The following is a 15,452-nucleotide window of genomic DNA, read 5'->3' as shown; positions in this document are numbered from 1 at the left end:
GCTATGGCAGGGAGCGATCCCGTTGACGGTGGAAGCCATCTGGCTCAGAATGCATGCCTCGCCGCTCAATGCCGGCGCATAGAGATCTGTTGACCAAATCTCGCTTTCCTTCGTGACCCAGGACGTTATCGGATCGTATATGCGCTGGCGGCCCACGCGAGATGAACAGGTCGGCCAGGGCCGCCAGAACATCCTCATGCTTGAGCTGCCGTGCAACGATGAGCGCCAGGCATTCCCTGCTGGCCTCGTCGATGATCGTGAGGATGCGGAACTTGCGACCGTCATGCGTCCGCCCCTCGACGAAATCGTAGGCCCAGACATGCCCCGGATATTCGGGGCGTAGCCGGATGCACGATCCGTCATTGAGCCATAGACGCCCGCGCTTTGGCTGGCGCTGCGGGACTTTCAGTCCTTCACGCCGCCATATCCGCTCGACACGTTTATGGTTCACCGTCCATCCCGCATGGCACAGCAACGCCGTGACCCGGCGGTAGCCGTAACGACCATATTGCTTCGCCAATGCAATGATATCCTCGGTCAGTGCCTGTTCGTCATCCGCCCCGCGCGGCATCTTGCGCTGCGTCGATCGATGCTGACCCAGCACCCGGCATATCCGTCGCTCGGATACCCGGACTGGCAGATCCCGTCGTACCTGATCGATGCAGCGCCGCCGCCGCGCGGGGCTCAGAAGTTTCCCCGTGCAGCCTCCTGCAAGATCAGCTTGTCCAGGGTCAGGTCCGAGATCGCCCGGCGCAGCCGCTGGTTCTCCTTCTCCAGATCCTTCATCCGCCGCGCCTGGTCGGTCTTCAGGCCGCCATACTCCTTGCGCCACCGATAATAGGTCTGCTCGCTGACCGCGATCCGGCGGCAGGCTTCAGCCGTGCTCGCTCCCTGCGCCAGCACAATCTCAACTTCACGCAGCTTGCCGATGATCTCTTCCGGCTTGTGCTTCTTGCTCGGCATTCAATGTCCCTTTCATGGTCCAGACTATCATAGTCTCTGGGCCACTCAGCGGGGGGCAGATCACCTATTCGAATCGCAATATGTGAGCGCCATCGGCCTTACGGTAGATGATATCCGCTCCCTAATGCCGACTACCGCTCCTTTGCCTGGCGACTTGTTCGATCATGTAATCGGATTTCTCAACCGAAGCGGCGACCAGATGGAGCATGTCTACGTCCTGGAGAAACGAGGTGCGCTCGACAATCCCAAGGACAAGGACGCCCGCCGCCTAGTCTATAAAACTGCCAGCGCCGGGGCAACGATGCTGCGGGACATGATCGACCGCGCGTGGCGCGAGGCAGCAACAACGAGGCCTGAAGTGGTTGATCCGCTGGATCCGAACAATGAAGATTTCGACCCGGAAACCGGATCAGCTCCTCCGCCAAAGGCGCGCTGAGCGCCTTCTCAAAATCACATCATGGAGTATGCTATGGCCAGCCTGTTCAAACAGCTCTGTGCGATGATCTTCGCATCCCCCTTACTCATCGTCTCCGCACAGCAGCCAGCAGCTGCTTGGACCCGCACCGGTCACGCCGCAATCGGCTTTGTCACGGAAGCGAAGCTCAAGACCGACAATTGGGTAGTCTGGAAAAAGCTCGCAGCCCTGCTGGGCGCAGCCAATCTCTATGACGAGGATATCGCAGGCTGGGCAGACGATATGCGGGCGAACTATCCCGATGTAGCTCATTCAGTGCGCATTCCCGTACTCGGCGCGATACCTGCAGCGTCAGACCCCGCCTGCTTTCCCAGTCAGCCCAATGTCATGTGCGCGGACAAGGCGATCGCTTATTATTCCGCGATACTCAAGAATGAGGCTAACGCGCCGGCACAGCGTCTGGAGGCGCTCAAGTTCATCCTCCATCTGGTAGGCGATCTCCATCAGCCGCTGCACGGAGCAGAGCCGGGCGGATATAATGAGGTGCTCATTGCAGGCGGGGTCCTCGCCCCGACAAACCAGAATGGTACATGGGTCTATCCAACCATCCACGGGGTCTGGGACTATTCCATCGTGAAGCGTCACGGCAAGACAGCGATCGGACTGGGGCAGGAACTTTGGACCAACACGGTCAATCCGCCAGTAGGGTTCACCCCGCGAGACTGGGCCGTCGAGAGCCGGAACCTGGCAAAGCAGCACCTCTTCCTCGATCCTGCCAACCCCAGCGCCAACGATGCCAACAAGGTGACGATATGTGGCGGACGCACGGGAACTGCTTGCCCGTCCAATCCGGAAACCCTGCCAGCGGATTATGAAACCAGGCAATATGCCTTGGCAGTCTATCGGATGAAGCAAGCTGGCCTGCGGCTAGCCGAGCTTCTGGTGAACTTGCTCACGCCTTAAGCTGGCTGTGTACCCGCAATTTCATGAGCGCCGGGTGCGGAAAATTCGCGTCCGGTGCATCCAGCCGACGCCATCGGCTTTCTTGATGATGGGATCGGCGGGGAGAAACGATTGGATAAGAGTATCGGTGAGCACGGATCAGGACCCCTGAAAACCGTGCGCAGGACTTAAAATCCTGAAGCTCGAACCAACAGACTTACCAACAAATCTCATGGTAACCACCTGGGCGTGATGATCCTGTGTAAGATCATGGTTCGGCCGATGTGCTGGGTTGTGCGTGGGGTATTGGTCCCTGCTTTTGGCGGGACGGCGCAAAGCCTAGGGTCACTATGTTTGCGAAGTGTTATGCGTTGGTTGCGGGAGTAGGATTATAAATCATTGCGCAGGTCTTTGAAATTAAGTAAATCTACAACAATTGTAATTAGAAAAGTTCAACTATTTAACCAACAACCAAATTGAACCTCTTGAGACAAATTGAACCATTGTGAAATCAATGTCAATTACATTATCTAATCTCGCACATGACCGAATGGTCACACGTAGAAATCCGTAAAACACCTTCGGAATTGATTATTTTTGGCCAATCAGCGAACGGTGTTCAATCGTTCTATCATTTGCCTACTTGCCTTAAAAAAAGGTCGGTTTTTGGCTTCAACCGCCACCGGCTCGCCAGTCCTGGGGTTGCGGCCTGCACGCGCTCCATAGCTTCTCACGGAAAAGATTCCGAAGCCGCGTAGTTCTACGCGGCCACCAGAATTGAGCTGGCCCACGATCGCTCCGAAGAATGCTTCGACGATCGTCTCGACCTCACTTTGGGTCAGCCCCGGATTTTCCTCAGCGATCCTATCAATCAAATCAGATCGTACCATATTGCTTTCCTGCCCCGTTAGGTCGGGGCACACTGGCAGAGATGCTAAAGCCCGGAAAGATGCGTTTCTATCGTGCCCTTTGCACGACACGCCCTGTGCAACATATAAGGTCCAATGATGCTACCGTGTACCTGCCTTGCCAGCCCTGCGCAGAAGGAGCAACCGCCGCCGAGCTGCCGGGGACAAACTTGCAATTGTTACTCCATCAGACTGTCCGCAAGTGGCCGTAACAATCTTGTCACCGCGTTCAGTCGAATCGACAGGCTTTATTTTGAATTGCCGGCGCAATCGCTTCAGACGAGTAGATCTAGGCGCTGACAATTTGCATATCCCTTTACTGCAAGGCCCGTCGTGGCGTGCCGCATGACCGCTGGCTGCGAATGCTTCCGATCCGCAAAAATATCTGACTGTTCCGCTCGTCAGTTCGTTTGTCCGCCAGGCACCTCTCGGCTCCGACGGCCGCGCGCCATGATCACTGGCGGCCACCGGTTCGGGGCCTATCATTGTTGCGCACTGGAGAAGGTTCTTTTTCAAGACCCAGCGCGTGATGAAGCTGCATCAGCCTATCTGCTCGCACAGGATTTGGAAGCGCCAAAAAATCCGGACGAGGAAATGTCGACGCAACCGCATCGACTATCTCGCCCCGGTACTGCCAAAGACGTCCCTGCCGAACCGCGCGCGCAGGTGCTCGGCGACGCGAAGGCTATAGCGCCTCTGCCGCCAGGCAGTCGGGCTATGATAAATCCCTACCGCCTTCCAGAAGTCATTGGTCGTCGAAAGGCCGGAGAGGAATATCCAACGCGCGGCTTCTGTATTGAAACAGGCGTCATGTTTTAGCCAATGCCGCGTCTGCCGGTCTGACTGGCCTGTGAGCTTTGCGATCCTGGGAACCCACCAGCTGTTGATCTGGAGCGGCCCCAGATCATGGCTCCCGTTCGCATTGGGAACCTCCGCGCCTATCCAGCCTCCCTCCTGATCGCGAAGTCCCCATAATGTCCGCTCGAGCCACGTTGCGCCCCTTGAGGCGGCCTTGATGCAGCGAGCAATCTGGGCGGCCTCGGAGCGGCTTTCGCCGGCAACGGCATGGGGGGTGGACGCGCACATCGCTATCCACAACGCGATTGTGAGCCGGCACTTAGCGATCAGGACCATGATCGCCTCCCCGGTCACGAGCCTGCTTCTGCACATCGCATGGCGGCGGTCGGCTTCCATCGGCCTCGTTGCTCGCCATCATTTTCGTCAGGTATTGGTCCAGTTGGTGCGCTATGTTCAAGGCTCCCGAGGCCAGTCGTGCAGGCAATCCGTGGTCGCCTGATGACCGGCGGCGCAGCCGCGCTTCGAGCAGACGATCGCGCGACTGCGTGCGTCCTTCCAACTGCTCGCTCTTGAGGCTTGCAATATGTTCCGGGTAGCGGCGGGCGAGTTGATCGGCGTGGTCGCGGTCGAGGCGCCCCAACCCCTCTAGCGCCGATGTTTTCGCCCCCGAAGTCCGCTCCAGCTTCTCGACCAGCCTGTCCCGGTCCTGGGTCCATAGCTTCACGCCAAGGCGCGCCCGGGTGATCGCCGTATAATAGTTCTGGCCGTTGACCAGCGGCGAGCCCAGCGGAGCCAGGACATAGACGCGTGCATAGGTGCGCGACTGGGCCGAGTAGATGGTCTCTGCATAGCCATGATCCCAGCTCCTGTGTTTCGACAGGTCGATGTCCTGGACGCTGCCGTCCTTGTCCCAGCGGATGGTGGCAGTACTGCCCTGCAACATCTCGACAGTGCCGCGCTGCGCATTCTTGACCCCAAGCTCATGGGACACGAGGCGCCACTGGATGCGATCGCCTTGCGCCAGATCACGGTTCTCGGAAACGAACACATTGACCTGTCCGCCTTTCGTTAGCCTCGGATCCCAGCGCAGGATGCGGCCATGCTCGTCGACCAGCCTTACCATCGGTCGACCGCGTTCATCCCGCGCCAGCCCCAGCACCCGATATTCCGTATGACGGGCAAGGCCGGCCCCGGCCTGATCGCGTCCGAACGTCACGACCTGTCCCTGTGCATAGAAGCGCGCGAGATGCTTCTCCTGCTCGGACAGACCTGCCGGAGACAGAATGCCAAGCCGCGTATCCTGCGCCGCTATCGCACCCTCGCGCTGCAATACCTCGCGCACCTGGGTATTGACGATCAACCGGGTCGCATTGTCGAGGACGAGGATATTCGTGGATCCCCGCGTTTCAGGCCGAAGGCGCGTCCATTCTCCTACCAGTCCCTTGGCGAGGGCCTCAGCATCGTCGCCCGCTACCACCTTGTCGAGCTGATCGAGAGATCCTGCATAATCGCCTGCGCGCGCCCGCGTCACCGCCTCCTTCATCCGCGCAGTCTCCTGACGGCGCGATTCAGTAAGATGCGCCGTCGACATGCCAAGACGCTGCATCAACCAGAAGGCTTTCCCCTGTTCGATCGCACCTGTCTGCTGGTTGTCTCCCAGGAGGATAAGCCGGGCGCCGGTCCTGCGGCTGATTTCGAGAACCCGTAGTGCCTGACGATTGCCCAGTTGCCCGGCCTCGTCGAGAATGAGGACGTCGTTGGTCGTGAGGCCGTGGCCGCCCCTTGCAAGAAGGCTGGCTACTGTCTGCGACGGTATCCCGGCAGTATCGCCGAGATTGGCCGCGGCCGACGACGTCGGTGCTAGGGCGTGGAGGATGATCCCCGGCTCGGATGCCTGCCGCAGGGATGCGATCAAAGTTGATTTGCCGGCACCGGCGACACCGTGAACCGCCGATACCCGATCGTTGCTACGCGCCGTATCGACCAGCGCTCGTTCCTGTATGGGCGACAGTCCGGCTGTCTCTAAGACTTCTAACAATCGATCGGATGACGCGATCGGCCGAGCATCTCCCATTGCCAGCGCCAGATGCTGCGCCAGCGCCTGCTCGTAGCGAAGCGAGCGCCTGGTCGCCCGCCCGCGGGTCAGAATCTGGTCTCCCGTCTGTTCCCGGGTGGCGAGCAGCTTTCGACGGACCTCATGCCCTTCCAGAAGCGGCCGCATGTCGGAAAAACGCACTTCCCCTACATGGGCAGCCAGTCCCGTCGTGATCAGTCGCCCCAGCGGATTGACCGCTTCCCGTCCTTCCGTCTGCCGCACTCCAAACAGGGCGGCGCGAGCGGCATCGGCCGGCGCAACAGGCCATATTTTCTCGCCCTGTTGTTCGGCTCTCAAGCGCAGGTCATCTAGTGTCAGGGCATGACCGCCAAGGCGCGTGCGCCATTGCAGATGCAGAGCCTCAAGTCCGACCTTCTCTTTTGCTCCCCTCGTTGCACAGAAGGACTGGCGACGGGCCGCCTGCCCCTCGAAACCATGTTGGCGCGCATGCGTATCGATCTGCTCTGCGCGCTGCGACATGGACTCTATGAGCTTTTCCGGGACACCCCGTATTTCGAAGAGGCCTCGCCTGGGATCGACCATGACATCATAGCCCAACGACCGCAGACCATGCGCGAGTTCGTTCCGGTAGATCTGGCCCGAGCTCATCTGTTCTGCGAACATGGCGCGGGTCTCAAGGCTCGCCATTGTCGCGCCTTCTTGCCCGTTCGTCATGTTGAGGACGACGACATGGGTATGAAGATGCGGGTCGAGTTCGCGGCTGGCGTGCTCGGTAAACCGCGCCCACAGCAACCGACCGGTCGTCTCGTGCCGGATTTCTCCGTCCTCCCGACGGCGCAACTGGGCATGTTCTTCGAGCCAGGACAGGGCCGCACTCACCGATCGCTCGTGGACGGTTGCAATACGGTCGTCACCGACCGCTAACGCCATGATCGACACCGACTTGGGAGCGCTCAGTGCGAAGTCCCAGCCGGGATGATGCTCGATACCCTCCTTGCGATGCCGGCCCAAATGCTGTCCGGCTACCTCCCCGCGCAGGAGCTGCTCGAAGATCTTGGCATCGACCTCGCCTGAGAGACCCAGCTCATCGGCTAGCTTGCCGCCCCATTCAGACCCTTCGGTGCCTCCCTTGGTATAATAGTCACCAACCGAATAGTAACGTGCGATGTTGCCGGCCGTGCCGGACAGGCGTCGGGGATGCATCATGCCGGCCTCGAGCGACTGCGGGCACCGCCCTTACGGCCATGCTGGGACAGATCAAAGCCGGTAGGTCGACCGAGCAACGGGGCCGCAGGAGCATCCGGTATGATGGCCGCCGGGACTAGAGATCTTGACCTGCCCATATCGACAGGCAGGCTGTCCCTGACATGATCTGCCTCGAGCGGAAGCTCCAGCCCTGCGTCCGTCGATTTGGCAGCTCGCGCTCTCTTGCGCGCCGGCTTTGGCGGCTCCGAAGGGGAGTCATCGGGTGGAGCGATGGACAGCCTGACGGCCGGCGCTGTCCGTTCCTCGAAGGCGGGAAAGCATGTCGGCTCACGGTTGTAACTGTCGCAAAAGCGCGCGACCGGGAGGTCCCGGCCGAATCGCAGGAACCCGGTCAAGTTGGGCAGGTTAGTGACCTCGGTATGCATCACCAGCGGGCGGGTCACCTGCATGCGCGAGAGATTAACGCCATCACGCATGTCATTGACCCCGTAGGACATGCCTTCATTGGCTTCGACCTGTTCCACCTGCCCCAGATTTTCGGAAACATGTTTGGCCGTCGGGGTATCATTCGCCCTCAGCGCCACCCAGGTCGAGCAGTAGCCGGTGATCGCGGCGGCATCCTGGATACCATAGGTCGCCTCGAGCTGCGGATAGCTCTGGAACCCCAAAATCCCGCACCCGCCATATTTGCGGGCGCGCGCCAGAAAGTCCGAGAGCGACGGCAGCTTCTGGAGCGTGGGAAGCTCGTCAATCACGCAATAGAGTCGGCGATCCCTCTCTGGATCCAGACTCATGATGGCGCTGATGGCGATGTCGAGCCAGACGGTGATCAACGGACGAAGGGAGGGAAGCTGATCGGCCTTCACCGTGATGAACAGCCAGCTGTCGTCCTTCTCGTCGGCCACCCAGTCACGGATCGAAAAGCCATCGAGCGTATCGTCGAGATAGGAGAAGCTGCGCATGACCGACGCCAGTTCAGCGCGGATCCCCGCTGATGTGCGGTCTCCTTCGGTCGATATAAAGGCGGCTGCGTCCGTTCCTTCGGCGAAGGTGGCGAGGTCCTTCAGGGGCGACCGCAGGATCGTGTCGAGCAGGACGGAGACCAGCATTCGCTTGTCGCGCGCCAGCTTGCGAAACACAGCCACGAGTGTGCCGCGCGCGGCCTTTGCCCAGAAGGGATCACCCGACTTGTCGGGTATCGTGGACTCCGCGATCTGGTCGTAATGATAGTCGCGCGGGACATCGACCCAGGGCGACCAGCTGTCGGCGCGGGCGTCCAGAGGGTTCAAAAGGATGTCGTGCCCCGGGCGGTAGAATTTTTCGACGAACGTGCCTGCCGCATCATAGACGATCGCCCGCCGCCCTTCCTTGCGAATGCCGGCCAGCATCTTGACGATAATGTTCGTCTTGCCGGTCCCAGGGGCACCGCAGATCAGGATATGCTCGGGTTCGAAGGCATCGGGTACGGGAATTCCCCCGATCGCGAAGCTGCCTTTGCGGTGTCGCCAGAGCATTCGTCGCAGCTGACGAGGCGAACCGAAGCGCGCGCCGCGCAGGAACTGGTTGGATCCCAGGCCCCTTCCCGTCCTGGTAAAATAGAACCAGGCCCAGAAGAGCATCAGCAGCGCGAAAGCGCCGACCAGCGCGGCCCCGACAAGCAGATGATGCTCCATCGCCAGAAGCGTCTTTGTGGCAACCCCGGACTCCAGAAAGGTGTCCGAGTTGGTCCAATATTCCGGGCCTGTCGGCGCCCGGAACTGCATCGGAGCGCCGCCTGGAACATCGCTCTTGAGCGTGGCCTCGACGATCTTGAACGAGACGTAGCGCTGATAGTCGCTGGCCTTTTCCAGGATGTACCACAAGGTGCCGCCGACCCAGATGACGAGGCTTGCCGTCAGGGTCTGGAGAAACACCTGCGTGGTCATCCGGACATTGTGGACGATGGCCTGCCCGCCCCTCGTCCATGAACCCAGCGTGTCGTTGCGGAAGATGCTCATGAGCGCTCCTCCACGGGATCGATCAGCCCCCGCTCGAGGAGATGTTTGCGAGCGTCTGCGACGCCTCTTGCCAGAAGGTCGGGATGCAGCCCACTTACATAGGCGGCGACGATCGCGAAGGTCTGGATGTTGGTGGAAAGCAGCTCGTCGAAGCGACCATGATAGCCGCCGGCGTCCATGCCTTCATAGCGATCAAGGACGCTGCGGACATAGTCCGCGACATTGGTATCGGAGGCGCGAGCGCCAGCGACGAGACGCTCGTAGAGCGCGTCATTGAACCTGATTGTAACCCTTGCCAAGCGCCGAACTCCTGTTCGTCGCCTGACCGCGTTGTCGATGAAGCCTGCTGCTGGTAGCCGTTTTTCCACATGATATCAAGAGCCTGCCTATCATGTCGGCAAGGGTGGGCGGCTGCCGGATGTTGCCAAGGAGGAACAATATCTTAGCCGGATGTGGCCTTTTGATGACTGCTCATCTGTGCCACCGGCACCGATATGTGCCAGCCTGGCATGATCGGTCACTAGCGGTCAACGCGCGCAAATACGGGCGATTGGCGCCCGCAGCACCCGTGCGTACGGTGCATTACAAACGGCCCTGGGCCGTGCGTCCTGCCTTCGCAGCGGCTCGCCCGCTGCGCCAGTCTCGTGCCGGCAGGCGCGGGGCTTCCCCGGAGGGGATTTGCGACGACCGCGCGTGCAGGACGGTGGCAAAAAAGAGGGGCTTGCGCCCCCCTCACTCGTAGCTCCATCGGTTCTCGTCCAGATGATCGAGGCGGCTGTCCAGCTCCCAGATTGTCATGTGCAGTTCCTCCATATGGCGATAGCGGGCCCAGTCCCGCTCCCGGGCCGTCATCGCCGTCCAGTCGATCATGTCCACATACATGCCGCGTCGGTCGAGTATCCTTTCCACCGCCCGGATCTCGCGTTCCAGCCTCGTAATAAGTTGCGTGCGCGTCTCCATCATTCGTCTCCTTCTTGACATGAGGAGAGCCGCGCGGCGGGCGGAGCAGAGAGGGTCAAGGATCGCGAAGCGACCGCGCAGCGGGCGACGGGGGTGCCGATTTTGTCGGGACCGGAGCGCCAGCGAAGGCCCCGGCAAAATTGGGGGCACCGTCGATCCTTGAGGCTCTCTGCTCCGTCCGCCATCCTGGGCCTCAAGAGAGAGAAGAACTTACCCGCGGCAGCAGTCCGGGAACGCCCTCAATGGGCGTTGGCGGGCTTCATCGTGCAACGCCTGTGCCTGACTCTAGGCTCGATCATGCCTCGCCCTTGGCAAGGCACGATCCGCAGCACATCGACATTGCGCTCTTCGCGCGGATCACCGATAAATAGGGACGGCGGGCAGACCTCCTTCTTTTGCAAGGAGCCATACATGCCCAAGATGAATGACCGTGAACGGCTGGCCAAACTCATGACCGACCAGCAACGGCTGTCGCAGGAAACGCAGGCGGTCCGCAGGTCGCTGCGCGCCCAATATGGCGCGCTTGCTGCCGACATGGAGGTGGAAACGCTTACCGAACGCGAGTTTCGCGATCTGATCAACGAGGCCATTCGCGTCGGCGGCCCTGCGGCCATTGCAGCCCTTAAGGCCCTCTCACCCACAGCCGCCAAGACCGGCCCCGCGCAGGAACAGCGGCCACGCCAAGAGCATGGCGTAGCCGTGCGCAGGAGGCCGGCGACTCCTCAGGGCGCAGCATCGCCGGGCGACGGGACCGGCCTTTAGGCCGGGTCCCTGAGCCGGGCGACCTCTGCCCTCTCGACAAAAAAGAGCCGGCGAGGAAGGCGCACCTCCCTCGCCGGCTGCCTGTCTCACCGGGGCGCCTGCCCGGCCTTTACGAAATAGTGGCGCGGCACGCCGGCGGCGCGCACCAGTCGCCCCAGATGCGATTGCAGGCCGTTGCCTTCGCAGACGATCGCCTCCACCGGCTTCAGTCCCATCAGCGCCTCATTGCGCGCGAACCCCGCCCGCTGGCCCAGCTTGCTCCATTTACGCAGGTCGATCGGCACCAGCTTGACGTCGCGTGATGCCGCCCAGGCGGCCGCAATGGCGTCGCATCCGGTTTCCTGCGCCGTGGTGACCAGTGTCATCGCCGGAATGCGCGCCCGGATCAGGTCCAGCCGCTCCCAGAGCTGCGCATAGTCGGTCCATTCCGCGCCCCCTGAAAAGAGCACGACCGGCCCATCGGGTGCGTGGGCATCCATGCGCTTGCGCCGCCTGGCCGCCAGGAAATCGATCCCCGATATCACCGAGGCGGTGCGCTTCCCCGATACCAGCGTGGCGCGGGGCGCGGACCAGGGCTTGCCCGTTTCGGCGTGGAACATGGCCGCTGCGTGATCGCGCATACACGCCACTGCATCGCGCGCTTCGTCCAGCCCGTTGCAGAGCGCCTGCGCCTCCTCCAGGCTGGTCGTGGCAATCTCGCTCCCGTCCTGTTCGCGGATCAGGCGCCCGACCTGCATTGCTGCCCGGTCCGCCTCACCATCCAACTGATCCGCCACCTTGTGGAAGCTGTGCACGATGCCCCATGCCAGGCGTTGGGCCAGGGGTTCCAGGCGGCTGTCCCGCAGCAGGTCGAACAGCGTCGTCACCAGCATTTCGACCCCCAGCTGCGCTGCCAGCGGGTCCGGCATCTGCGCACTGATAGCCTCGTCGGTGGCGCCGAGACGGACCTGATCGGCAGTTTCGGCAAAGGCGCCGGCGTAGCTGCCGGCGGGCGTCTGCGTTTCTGCGAGGAAGACCTCGGCGACATCGGCGAAGCGGGCGACAGGTTCGATATATGCAGTCATCTTGACCTCCTTGACTTGAAGAGGTCTCCCTTCCGGCACGGGCTCCGAGCGGCGGGGTCAAGGATCGCGCAGCGACCGCGAAGCGGCGGTGGGGGTCACGATTTTTCCTGGCGGCCACCGCGCCGGAGACGCGTGCCCAACGTCCGCCCCGCCAGGAAAAATGGTGGGGCCCCGCCGTCCTTGAGGCCGACGCGGTCCCGTGCCACACTAGAAGGACTTGAGAGAGAGGAAGAGCTGCCCTGCGGGGGGCTCGATGCCCCCCGCAGGGCACAGATACGCACGCTACGTCTGCCTCTGCTCCCCTTCTACCTTCGATCCCGTTTGCGCGCAGCGCCACTGTGGGAACGCTGCCACGGCCAGGGAGCGATCGGCATGGCATCTTCATGCGGGCTGGCGACAGACGGCCCGCATCAGCCTAATATGGGCCTAGGGCAAATCAGGCTTATAACGAGACAAGGGGCGAACGAACGTTGCGTGAGGCAAGGAATGAGGCGCGAATCGACAAGGCGTCGCGGGTGATATTGGCAAGTGCGCGGACCTTGTATCGTGCTTTCCTCGACGCCGAGATGATGGCCAACTGGCGCGCGCCCGAAGGCATGACAGCGCAGGTGAGCGACTTCCGGCCGCAGGCCTGTGGCGGCTATCGCATGGTGCTTCACTATGACGATCAGCGAAACGAGGCGTTCGGCAAGAGCGGGCCAGGCAAGGATGCGGTCGAGGTCCGTTTCGCGCAGATGCTCCCCGAGGAGAAGATCGTGGAAGAGGTGCGGTTCGTTTCGGACGATCCCGCCTTCGCCGGTGTGATGACCCTGGTCACGACCTTCGAGAAAGATCGGGATGGAACGAGGGTCACCTTCAGTGCCCATGACGTGCCGGAGGGAATTTCCGCTGCGGATCATGCTCTGGGCATGGCGCAATCCCTGCTCAACCTTGCGCGGCTGACGGAGTAGTCGGCCGGCATTTAAGCGTCGCGAACAGGTCGATCCCCTGCGCACCTGGGGCCAGAGGGCATCGCGACAATGGATCTGCCGGGCCTGGCCCATCTCGGATCCTCCATCCTTGCAATATAAAAAAAGGGCCGCCGGACGATGCCGGCGACCCACTGGTCGAAGGCAAGGCGAAAAGCCCGGCTACCAGCTGAAAGTCCGCAGTGCGGCGACGGTATCCCCGTCGCAATCGAAGAGGATGTACGCACATCCCAGGGACCGGGCGAAGCGCTGGATCTCCACCAGGTCCGGCGGGATGATCGGCGCGATGTCACCCTCGACCGCATAGGTCGAGACGAACCAGCCATACCAGGTCGATGCGGCCGTAAGGGGTTGCTGCTCGACAGGCAGCGCCGCCCAGGCGGTCAGCAGTTCCGATGTGGCATGGGTCACATGCGCTGTGGAGAGGACAAGATGCGTGCCGATTTCCACCGGTACGGCACCTCGCGGAGAACCGGGCCACGCCGGCGGCTCAGGCGGGCGCAATATAGGCCTCGTAAGGGTTGCCGTCATGCAGATGACCAAAGGGCGTCATGACATAGTCGGTGCCATCGCTTCCGACCGCGCACAGGACATAGCGCGGCTCGCCGGTCACCGCGTCGGTGCATTCGAGCAGCGCGAGATCATCCTGCTTTGCAGCGCGCACCAGCGTCTCGAAATTGCGTCTGTAGCCATCGGGGATCGCCATTACGCCCTCCCCCCTGCCAGTCGGTCACGCAGTCCCACGTCGGGCGCCTGGTCGCATTTGCGAAAGGCGTGGATCGGCACGCCCTCCTCGCGCATGAGCTGATAGAGGTTCTTCTGCACGCCCGATCCCTGGCACAGCACAGCCTCGACGGGGCGCAGCGCCAGGAGCTTGCGGTTACGGTCGAACGCCTCCCTCGCGCCCGATCGGTAGAGCTTGTAGGCCACATGGGGCACCTTCACGCCGGGCCTGTCGGCCCAGCCGGCCGCGATCGCGTCGGCACCGGTTCGCTGACCGGTCGTCACCAGCGTCATGTGCGGCACGCGCGCGCGGATTTCGTCGAGCTTGGCAAAGAGGATATCGGTGTCATGCCATTTGGCGGGGCCTGAGAAGATGACGATCGGCCCCTGCGGCAGGTGCCGCTCGCGCGCCGCCAGTTGCCGCGCGCGCAGGAAGTCGAGCGCATCGATATGGGAGGCGCTCCGGTTCGACGTCCGGCTGCCGCGCGCGGGCGACCAGGGCATGCCCGACATGGCGCCATACATATCGGCCGCGAAATCGCGCATGGTCTCGAGCGCCTCGCGCTGTTCGGTGACGCTATGGCAAAGCAGCTGTTTCTCCTCCAGTTCGCGGGCATAGACCTCGCTCATGTCGGGAGCGCGCGCCATCTCCCCCAGCTCGCGGGCAAGGCCATCTTCGCGGCGTTCAAGCTTGCCGGCTACGAAGTGAAAGGAGTTCACGAAACCCCAGGCGATCTCGGCGGCCAGCGCTTCGAGGCGCGTATCGCTCAGGAGATCGAACAGGCAGGCGATCACGCCACCGCAATCGGCCTGGACGGCGAGCGGTTCGGGCATGTCGAGTTCGGCGGGTGCTTCGCCCGGCCCGGCGATGGTGAGCCCCAGGGGCTCGCCGAATATCGCCTGGAAATCGGGCGTTGCGGTCATTTCCGCGTAAAGTTGCTTCAGGTCGGCGAACTGATGGACGCTTTGAGAATGGGTGCGGGTCATGGCCCTGCTCCTCATGGCTGGCACAGGAAAAATGGGCCGGAGGCAGCCACGCTGCCCCCGGCCCGGTTCATGGCGAACGGCCGATGCCCTCAATAGGGGACCTCGTCCGCCAGATCGGCGCCCGCGCCCATCAGCTCGCCATTGCTGTCGGCCGTGCTGTCGCCGAAGTCGTCCTCGCCGTCGGGCGCCCCGCCGCGCTGCGCCCCACGGCTCACCGGAGCGAACATGTCGCGAGGCTGCTGACGGCGCCAGGCGACGCGAAAGCCCTCCTGCGCATCGCCGAACAGGGCGATCGGGAGCGGTTCGGGCAGGCTCGGATCGTCGATCGAACCCTGGAGGAAGGCCTCGCCGGTGGTGTTCTTGGCGAAGGCTTCCCAAAGCGCGCCCACCTGCACCCAGCGATTGCCGACGTTGAGTGCGAGGATTTCATAGACGGGCGCCCGCTCGTGCATGCTCTCGACCTTGCGCAGCCCAAGCCGGGGCAGATCCATCGTGCGGGTTGCGATCCAGCCCTGCAGACGGCCGTTCATGGTCTTGAATTCACCGATGTTCATAAGACTTATCCTTTGACGCATGTCGCTTTCGGACCATTCCGAACCGACATCCTCAAAAGTCCCTCTCTTCTCTCTGTCCCGTCCTCACCCCCGCCGCTGCCGCCGCCCGCGCGCGCGGGCGCAGGCCGCCGCCGTCGCTACCCTCCTCC

At 62.2% G+C, this 15,452-nt stretch carries 15 protein-coding genes and 1 pseudogene; 5 read left to right on the top strand and 11 right to left on the bottom strand.

The features are described from left to right. Window positions 1–124: 124 nt before the first annotated feature. Window positions 125–963 (bottom strand): annotated as a pseudogene (locus tag F4U94_RS20370) (IS3-like element ISSpma1 family transposase); the annotation flags it as partial. A gap of 154 nt (window positions 964–1,117) precedes the next feature. On the opposite strand from F4U94_RS20370, the gene F4U94_RS20365 reads away from it, so the two are divergent. Both F4U94_RS20365 and F4U94_RS20360 read left to right on the top strand, forming a co-directional pair. Continuing rightward, window positions 1,118–1,399, top strand: a complete 282-nt coding sequence (locus tag F4U94_RS20365) for a hypothetical protein (RefSeq protein ID WP_150412181.1) — start codon at window positions 1,118–1,120, stop codon at window positions 1,397–1,399. 33 nt (window positions 1,400–1,432) lie between these two features. After that, window positions 1,433–2,341, top strand: a complete 909-nt coding sequence (locus F4U94_RS20360) for a S1/P1 nuclease (RefSeq protein ID WP_161600428.1) — start codon at window positions 1,433–1,435, stop codon at window positions 2,339–2,341. A 584-nt stretch (window positions 2,342–2,925) separates the two neighbouring features. On the opposite strand, the gene F4U94_RS20350 is transcribed toward F4U94_RS20360, so the two are convergent. Further along, window positions 2,926–3,210: an HU family DNA-binding protein gene (locus tag F4U94_RS20350; protein ID WP_120253611.1), complete on the bottom strand. Its 285-nt coding sequence runs from the start codon at window positions 3,208–3,210 to the stop codon at window positions 2,926–2,928. A 468-nt stretch (window positions 3,211–3,678) separates the two neighbouring features. On the opposite strand from F4U94_RS20350, the gene F4U94_RS25470 reads away from it, so the two are divergent. Next, window positions 3,679–4,047, top strand: coding sequence for a hypothetical protein (locus tag F4U94_RS25470; RefSeq protein ID WP_161600427.1), 369 nt, complete (start codon window positions 3,679–3,681; stop codon window positions 4,045–4,047). A 298-nt stretch (window positions 4,048–4,345) separates the two neighbouring features. On the opposite strand, the gene mobF is transcribed toward F4U94_RS25470, so the two are convergent. From mobF to F4U94_RS20325, 4 genes are all read right to left on the bottom strand, one after another. Then, a complete protein-coding gene (gene mobF / locus F4U94_RS20340) occupies window positions 4,346–7,288 on the bottom strand; it encodes a MobF family relaxase (protein WP_120253338.1) in 2,943 nt (980 codons plus the stop codon). Further along, window positions 7,285–9,285, bottom strand: a complete 2,001-nt coding sequence (locus tag F4U94_RS20335) for a type IV secretion system DNA-binding domain-containing protein (RefSeq protein ID WP_120253339.1) — start codon at window positions 9,283–9,285, stop codon at window positions 7,285–7,287. Before F4U94_RS20335 ends, mobF begins: the two co-directional genes overlap by 4 nt. After that, entirely contained in the window at window positions 9,282–9,584 is a 303-nt protein-coding gene (locus F4U94_RS20330; protein ID WP_120253340.1) for a hypothetical protein, read from the bottom strand. Before F4U94_RS20330 ends, F4U94_RS20335 begins: the two co-directional genes overlap by 4 nt. Before the next feature lie 433 nt (window positions 9,585–10,017). Continuing rightward, a complete protein-coding gene (locus tag F4U94_RS20325) occupies window positions 10,018–10,248 on the bottom strand; it encodes a hypothetical protein (protein ID WP_120253341.1) in 231 nt (76 codons plus the stop codon). Window positions 10,249–10,656: 408 nt separating this feature from the next. On the opposite strand from F4U94_RS20325, the gene F4U94_RS20320 reads away from it, so the two are divergent. Further along, window positions 10,657–11,007 carry a hypothetical protein gene (locus F4U94_RS20320; RefSeq protein ID WP_188117316.1) on the top strand — a complete coding sequence of 117 codons (351 nt, stop codon included), beginning with the start codon at window positions 10,657–10,659 and terminating at the stop codon, window positions 11,005–11,007. Between the two features lie 86 nt (window positions 11,008–11,093). Here the strand turns inward: F4U94_RS20320 and F4U94_RS20315 are convergent, their stop codons facing one another. Then, the gene (locus tag F4U94_RS20315) at window positions 11,094–12,071 is read right to left on the bottom strand and encodes an SLOG family protein (protein WP_120253342.1); all 978 of its coding nucleotides are present in this window, start codon (window positions 12,069–12,071) and stop codon (window positions 11,094–11,096) included. A 470-nt stretch (window positions 12,072–12,541) separates the two neighbouring features. On the opposite strand from F4U94_RS20315, the gene F4U94_RS20310 reads away from it, so the two are divergent. After that, window positions 12,542–13,021: an SRPBCC domain-containing protein gene (locus tag F4U94_RS20310; RefSeq protein ID WP_120253343.1), complete on the top strand. Its 480-nt coding sequence runs from the start codon at window positions 12,542–12,544 to the stop codon at window positions 13,019–13,021. Between the two features lie 180 nt (window positions 13,022–13,201). Here F4U94_RS20310 and F4U94_RS20305 read toward each other — a convergent pair whose 3' ends face one another. The 4 genes from F4U94_RS20305 to F4U94_RS20290 form a co-directional block, all read right to left on the bottom strand. Then, the gene (locus F4U94_RS20305) at window positions 13,202–13,489 is read right to left on the bottom strand and encodes a DUF5983 family protein (RefSeq protein WP_120253344.1); all 288 of its coding nucleotides are present in this window, start codon (window positions 13,487–13,489) and stop codon (window positions 13,202–13,204) included. A 40-nt stretch (window positions 13,490–13,529) separates the two neighbouring features. Then, entirely contained in the window at window positions 13,530–13,745 is a 216-nt protein-coding gene (locus F4U94_RS20300; RefSeq protein ID WP_120253345.1) for a DUF6117 family protein, read from the bottom strand. Continuing rightward, window positions 13,745–14,749 (bottom strand): DUF2493 domain-containing protein, encoded by a 1,005-nt coding sequence (locus F4U94_RS20295; RefSeq protein ID WP_120253346.1) that lies wholly within the window; start codon window positions 14,747–14,749, stop codon window positions 13,745–13,747. The genes F4U94_RS20300 and F4U94_RS20295 overlap by 1 nt, the downstream gene beginning before the upstream one ends. Before the next feature lie 89 nt (window positions 14,750–14,838). Further along, on the bottom strand, window positions 14,839–15,303 hold the full coding sequence (locus F4U94_RS20290) for a DUF736 domain-containing protein (protein WP_120253347.1): 465 nt from the start codon (window positions 15,301–15,303) through the stop codon (window positions 14,839–14,841). Window positions 15,304–15,452 lie beyond the last annotated feature (149 nt).

The sequence above is a fragment of the Sphingobium limneticum genome (assembly GCF_008710155.1).
Lineage (GTDB): Bacteria > Pseudomonadota > Alphaproteobacteria > Sphingomonadales > Sphingomonadaceae > Sphingobium > Sphingobium limneticum.
Note: the sequence above shows the minus strand (reverse complement) of the source record. Positions and strands in the feature narration are given on the sequence as shown.

What these genes read in the sequence shown, in the direction of transcription:
- F4U94_RS20360 (WP_161600428.1), top strand. Translation starts at nt 1,433, where the DNA reads ATGGCCAGCCTGTTCAAACAGCTCTGTGCGATGATCTTCGCATCCCCC.
- F4U94_RS20350 (WP_120253611.1), bottom strand. Translation starts at nt 3,210, where the DNA reads ATGGTACGATCTGATTTGATTGATAGGATCGCTGAGGAAAATCCGGGG.
- F4U94_RS25470 (WP_161600427.1), top strand. Translation starts at nt 3,679, where the DNA reads ATGATCACTGGCGGCCACCGGTTCGGGGCCTATCATTGTTGCGCACTG.
- mobF (WP_120253338.1), bottom strand. Translation starts at nt 7,288, where the DNA reads ATGATGCATCCCCGACGCCTGTCCGGCACGGCCGGCAACATCGCACGT.
- F4U94_RS20335 (WP_120253339.1), bottom strand. Translation starts at nt 9,285, where the DNA reads ATGAGCATCTTCCGCAACGACACGCTGGGTTCATGGACGAGGGGCGGG.
- F4U94_RS20325 (WP_120253341.1), bottom strand. Translation starts at nt 10,248, where the DNA reads ATGATGGAGACGCGCACGCAACTTATTACGAGGCTGGAACGCGAGATC.
- F4U94_RS20320 (WP_188117316.1), top strand. Translation starts at nt 10,657, where the DNA reads ATGCCCAAGATGAATGACCGTGAACGGCTGGCCAAACTCATGACCGAC.
- F4U94_RS20315 (WP_120253342.1), bottom strand. Translation starts at nt 12,071, where the DNA reads ATGACTGCATATATCGAACCTGTCGCCCGCTTCGCCGATGTCGCCGAG.
- F4U94_RS20300 (WP_120253345.1), bottom strand. Translation starts at nt 13,745, where the DNA reads ATGGCGATCCCCGATGGCTACAGACGCAATTTCGAGACGCTGGTGCGC.
- F4U94_RS20295 (WP_120253346.1), bottom strand. Translation starts at nt 14,749, where the DNA reads ATGACCCGCACCCATTCTCAAAGCGTCCATCAGTTCGCCGACCTGAAG.
- F4U94_RS20290 (WP_120253347.1), bottom strand. Translation starts at nt 15,303, where the DNA reads ATGAACATCGGTGAATTCAAGACCATGAACGGCCGTCTGCAGGGCTGG.